This window comes from Nocardia farcinica, from assembly GCF_029867845.1.
Taxonomy (GTDB): Bacteria; Actinomycetota; Actinomycetes; order Mycobacteriales; family Mycobacteriaceae; genus Nocardia; species Nocardia farcinica_A.
Genome location: NZ_JARWRU010000657.1, coordinates 1 through 4700, shown reverse-complemented (window position 1 = coordinate 4700; position 4700 = coordinate 1). Strand labels below are relative to the sequence as shown.

Sequence of the window (4700 nt, the reverse complement as noted above, 5' to 3'; positions counted from 1 at the left end):
GCTTATACCTTTTTAAATCAAAAAATATACACAAAATTGTGTGGGGGCCAACGCCCCTATTTAAAAATCCCCCCGCGCAATCAACCCCCCCTGTTGCGACGCCGCCCACGGCCGCCACCGCACCAGCCACCCGGAGAACGCCTCGAGCACCTCCGGGTGATCCTCCACCCGCTCCACGCCCGCGGGCCCGTTCCGCGTCTCCCGCAACTCCGGCTCCACTTCCGGGTCGTCGAGCGGCCCGGGCACCAGCCATTCGCGCACCCGCGCGTCGTGCAGTTCCACCGGCGGGTCCAGCCGCACCTTCCCCACCACCAGGAACGGCCCGCCCGCCGCCTCCGGCTCGTACCGCACGGCCTGATGAGCGGGCAGATCCGCCATCCAGATCACCGAACCGAGGTTGTCCACCTCGGTCACCCGCGTCGTCCCGATCGCCTGCACCCGCGCCAGATACTCGAACAACCGGGCCCCGCGATCGGCCAGCGGCGCCACTCCACCCACGACCTCAGCCAATGCCCAACCTCCTACCTCGATCGGCTGCGCCGTCCCGGCGGCACCCGCCCCGTTGCTCACCGCACCAGATCGGCCAGTATCCCCTTCACCTCGGCCACCCGCCGATCCGTCGGTCTATTCTGTGACGCTCACCGCGACCGCAACGGCCCGGCCCGCGTACCGGCGACGGCCGCGGTCGGTATCAACGGTCCTTTTCATATCCCCGAGCCGACTCCTCCACCACGAAAGGCAGCGGCCACCTCCCGGTCCGCTGGTTCCGCTCCACCGTGCATCCGCGTGAGCCGCTCGACCTCCGCGTCGCCCTCCGGCGCGGAGTCGATCCGGGAGTACTCGATGTCGTCGATCCGGGCAGGTGGCGTGATCATCCACGTCCACGAGCCGAAGGTAACCGCATGCCGGCCGACAATCGCCGCCGCGACGCCGACGACAGCAGGACCGATGGCCGATTTCCTGCACAGCGACGACATCCCCTCACGACAGCTCGGTCGATCAGCTTACCCATGTTGTTCATCATCCATCTGCGGATTGGTTGACAATGATTTCAGCAGACCGCTACGGTTTCGTCGTACACCGCAACCAGTTGGGTTGCCGACAACACCAGCCGCCCGAAACGATCACCGATGCACCGGGCGGCCCGTCCCGATCCGGGGGAAACCATGTCCATCGCCGTGCGCACGATCACGTCCCTGCTCGCCCTCGGCGCGGCCGCCGCCATCACCGCCGCGCCCGCCACCGCCGCTCCGTCCACGGGTTCGGCGGGCGGCTCGTCCTCGAGCGGATGCGGCCCGCGCTCCAATGCCGACTACCACTTCCTGGCCGAGTCGTACTTCGACGAAGAACCCTGCGACGTCCAGGACGCCGCGATCCAACTGGCCCACAGCAACTGCCGCTGGCTCGATGCCGCGGGCAACTCCCTGCGCAACCAGATCATCCTGGCCGAAATGAACCGCGACGCAGTCGATTACCCCTACACGTTCACCGACGCCGCCATCTCCGCCTACTGCCCGCACCACACGCTCTGATCCGACTCGACCGAGGAGCAACCAGCCATGTCCGACCACAACATCGGCCTGCGCGAGCACGACGGCCTCGACCAGGCCCTCGCCGCGGCCTCCGCCGACGCCGCGGCCTCCATCGGCCGCGTCGCCTACGAGATCCGAAAGAGCCCGAACCTGGAATGGCGTCAGGAGATGTACAAGCGGCTGGCGACCGAGGTCGACTGGCGACGGGAGGGGGCCGTGTGGCAGGGCAGCATCCTGTCCGCGGACGGCAAGATCACCACCCAGCGTGGGCCGGTGCGTGAGGCCGTGCACCGGGTGAAGGCACAGCTCGGTCTGCTCCCGCTCGAACTGACCGTCTGACCCGCGTCGGGCCGCACGATCGCCACGACACGAATCGAGCATCCGCACAACAGTCCTCGATCCGCGCCGTGGCCCCCTCCCCGGAGCCGATCCCCTGGCCGGCAATTCGTACGAACAGATGACGGAGGGAAACACCGCACCGGTCCCTTGCGGTACTACGTCGCCGACGCCACCGCCACCTTCTACTCGAGCCTGGACCACATCGAGGTGCAGGACCCCGCGACCGCCGAGACCGTCCCGATGGCTCTTCCGGCTACCGCGGCTCCCGCCTCTGGCTCGAGGCCCTGCTGCGCATGACCCCTTTCCCTACGGCGGCCAGACCCCCACTGTCTCCACCCGCATGCGCCTCCGGTGACCCTCACCGAAGCTCTGTCATGGATCGACTGACCTCACGCCGGCCCGCCACGACGAGGATGCCGTGACCATGCGCCGGTACTACGTCAAAGTGCACTGCTGCGGGCCGCGGTGGCTCATCCACGTGCCCGCCGTGGACCGATGGACGGTGACCGGGGACAAGTCCGGCGATCCATGACACCGCGCGGGATGATCGCGGCCGCTACCGGGAGCACCCGGGAGACGTTCGATGTGGAGCTGTTCGCTGGCAGGGCTGTGCTGGATGTCGAGGAGTCCGCGGTGGGGTGTGCGGTGCTGGCGTACTGGCGGCCGGGTGGGTAGGGACGGCCGCCGAGCGACGGTCAGATCTGTTCGCCCTGGGTGTTCACGTTCTGGCTGTTCGACTGGTCGACGGCCTCGAGCTCCCCGATCGCTGCGAGGTAGGCCTCCCGCATCGTGGTCACTGTCTCGATGTGCTGATCGATCCGAGTGAGGGCATTGTCGTCGGGGTCGTGGTCTCCACCCCCGACTGCCTTCCTCTCGAACTTGCTCTTCAAGTCGAGGGCGGAAGGGAGGCCACCGTATCCCGCGAGGTAGGCGAGCTGCGAAGCGTCGTTTCGGATGGACTTCAGGCTCTCCAGAAGCTGTAAACAGTGGTCGGACAGGGCCTTACCGACCTCGTAATCGATCGTGAACTCCCCCCGTTGATGCCCTGCTCTTTCAGGTTCCGCCAGGTCTGCAACTGATTTTGCGTGCTGCCGGTCATCGCTTCCCCCAATGTCGACTATCGCGGTAGGTGAGGTTCGAGATCGATCGCATGCTTGACAGCGACCTCACAGAAGTCGTCGGGCACGTCGGCATCTCTCCAACCAACGGAGACCTCGAACATGCCTTGCTCGGCCGGCAAGGTGACGTAGCAGGTGCGCAGATTCGCATTCTTCGGCTTGTGGATCAGCCCCTGCCGCGAGCCGACAGCGATCTCACGCACGAAGTCCTGTGTCTCATTCGATCGGACATCATCGATGGTGAGGCTGCTGGACAGGACATCGATTCGGTAGGGCGACCCGTCGAACGGTTGCCATGCGCAGATCCGCCAGGACGACACATCGGTCGGATTCACGACATCGCGTTCGGTTGCGGGAGCGAGACCGGTCTCGATGAGCCACTCGTCAGCGACTCCGGTGCAGGGATCGAGAAGATCGTCCTTCCCTGGACCAGCCACTGCCGGCGTTCCCGGCTCGGAGCCACCGAGTCCGAGTTCTGAACACCCGGTGACGAGTCCGAGAACGGCTACCCCCGCAGCCACGGTGCGTGCGACGTTGACGGCGCGCATGTCCCCTCCCTGTTTCGACAGCTCGTCCACGATATCGGACGACCGAGGCTTCCGGTTCCACCGAATGGCCTCGCAGACCCGAGGCTACGATCGGCTGCGAGATGCACGCTCCCGTCCGATCTTGGGCCGACGGTCTTGGATGCAGAGATGGCGCCCGTCCCCTCATCGCTGCCGGACCGACACGGCACGATGCCGCCGACGGGCACCTCCCGACAGGCAGTCGACGCCTCTGTACCCTGGTCGTCCGGCGGAAACCCGACGGAACGGAGCACTCACATGGTCGACCTCGCCTACGTCATCGCCGGTTCGGAAGCGACCGGTGGCGCCGGCTTGCAGGCCGACCTCAAGACCTTCCAGCAGCTCGGCGTCTACGGCCTGGGGACCGTGACCTGCATCGTCTCGTTCGATCCGAACAACGACTGGGGGCATCGCTTCTTCCCGGTGCCCGCCGAGGTCATCGCCGAGCAGATCGAGGCGGCGACCTCCGCCCACGATCTCGACGTCGTGAAGATCGGCATGCTCGGCACACCGACGACGATCGAGACCGTGGAGGAGGGCCTGAGCAGGCAGAAGTGGCGGCACGTGGTGCTCGACCCGGTGCTGATCTGCAAGGGCCAGGAGCCGGGCGCCGCGCTCGACACCGACAACGCGCTGCGCACACAGATCCTCCCCCACGCCACCGTGATCACACCGAATTTGTTCGAGGCGAAGACGCTGTCGGGAATGGACGCCATCGAGACCGTCGACGACCTGATCGAGGCGGCGCGGCGCATCCACGACCTCGGCCCGAAGTACGTGCTCGCCAAGGGTGGCGTGGAGCTGCCCGGTGACGAGGCCGTCGACGTGCTGTTCGACGGCGAGGAAATGATCATGGTGCGGGCGCCGAAGGTGGGCGACGAGCGGGTGTCGGGTGCGGGTTGCACCCTGGCCGCCGCGGTGACCGCCGAGCTCGCCAAGGGCGCGTCGGTCGCCGAGGCCGCGACGAGGGCGAAGGAGTTCGTCACGGCCGGGATCAAGGCCAGGGTGTCGGCCAATACGCCGTTCGACACCGTGTGGCAGGGCGCTTGACCCTCGCGGCGACCGCGACGAGCCCGCCGATCAGAAGTGCGCGGAACCCGAGTACAGATAGGTCAGCAGCTTCGTCACTTGGCCTCGTTCTGAGA

General features: G+C 66.7%; 7 protein-coding genes. 3 read left to right on the top strand and 4 right to left on the bottom strand.

Going from position 1 to position 4700, the window contains the following annotated elements; all coding sequences use genetic code 11:
• Nucleotides 1-60: 60 nt before the first annotated feature.
• Together QH283_RS14555 and QH283_RS14550 are read right to left on the bottom strand one after the other, a co-directional pair.
• Complete coding sequence (locus QH283_RS14555) at nt 61-510, bottom strand: hypothetical protein (RefSeq protein WP_280503535.1); 450 nt, start codon at nt 508-510, stop codon at nt 61-63.
• A 194-nt stretch (nt 511-704) separates the two neighbouring features.
• Nucleotides 705-977 carry a hypothetical protein gene (locus QH283_RS14550; RefSeq protein ID WP_280503534.1) on the bottom strand — a complete coding sequence of 91 codons (273 nt, stop codon included), beginning with the start codon at nt 975-977 and terminating at the stop codon, nt 705-707.
• Between the two features lie 153 nt (nt 978-1130).
• Here QH283_RS14550 and QH283_RS14545 point away from each other — a divergent pair, with 153 nt between their 5' ends.
• Nucleotides 1131-1532 (top strand): DUF732 domain-containing protein, encoded by a 402-nt coding sequence (locus tag QH283_RS14545; protein ID WP_280503533.1) that lies wholly within the window; start codon nt 1131-1133, stop codon nt 1530-1532.
• Nucleotides 1533-1559: 27 nt separating this feature from the next.
• Entirely contained in the window at nt 1560-1871 is a 312-nt protein-coding gene (locus tag QH283_RS14540; protein ID WP_280503532.1) for a DNA sulfur modification protein DndB, read from the top strand.
• Nucleotides 1872-2566: 695 nt separating this feature from the next.
• On the opposite strand, the gene QH283_RS14530 is transcribed toward QH283_RS14540, so the two are convergent.
• Nucleotides 2567-2761 carry a hypothetical protein gene (locus tag QH283_RS14530; protein ID WP_280503531.1) on the bottom strand — a complete coding sequence of 65 codons (195 nt, stop codon included), beginning with the start codon at nt 2759-2761 and terminating at the stop codon, nt 2567-2569.
• Nucleotides 2762-2988: 227 nt separating this feature from the next.
• Complete coding sequence (locus QH283_RS14525) at nt 2989-3537, bottom strand: DUF3558 domain-containing protein (protein WP_280503530.1); 549 nt, start codon at nt 3535-3537, stop codon at nt 2989-2991.
• Between the two features lie 276 nt (nt 3538-3813).
• Here QH283_RS14525 and thiD point away from each other — a divergent pair, with 276 nt between their 5' ends.
• Nucleotides 3814-4605 (top strand): bifunctional hydroxymethylpyrimidine kinase/phosphomethylpyrimidine kinase, encoded by a 792-nt coding sequence (thiD, locus tag QH283_RS14520; protein WP_280503529.1) that lies wholly within the window; start codon nt 3814-3816, stop codon nt 4603-4605.
• Nucleotides 4606-4700: the final 95 nt, after the last annotated feature.

Excerpts from the sequence above, each read along its gene's own strand:
- QH283_RS14550 (WP_280503534.1), bottom strand. The coding sequence starts at position 977 with ATGTCGTCGCTGTGCAGGAAATCGGCCATCGGTCCTGCTGTCGTCGGC.
- QH283_RS14545 (WP_280503533.1), top strand. The coding sequence starts at position 1,131 with ATGCACCGGGCGGCCCGTCCCGATCCGGGGGAAACCATGTCCATCGCC.
- QH283_RS14540 (WP_280503532.1), top strand. The coding sequence starts at position 1,560 with ATGTCCGACCACAACATCGGCCTGCGCGAGCACGACGGCCTCGACCAG.
- QH283_RS14525 (WP_280503530.1), bottom strand. The coding sequence starts at position 3,537 with ATGCGCGCCGTCAACGTCGCACGCACCGTGGCTGCGGGGGTAGCCGTT.
- thiD (WP_280503529.1), top strand. The coding sequence starts at position 3,814 with ATGGTCGACCTCGCCTACGTCATCGCCGGTTCGGAAGCGACCGGTGGC.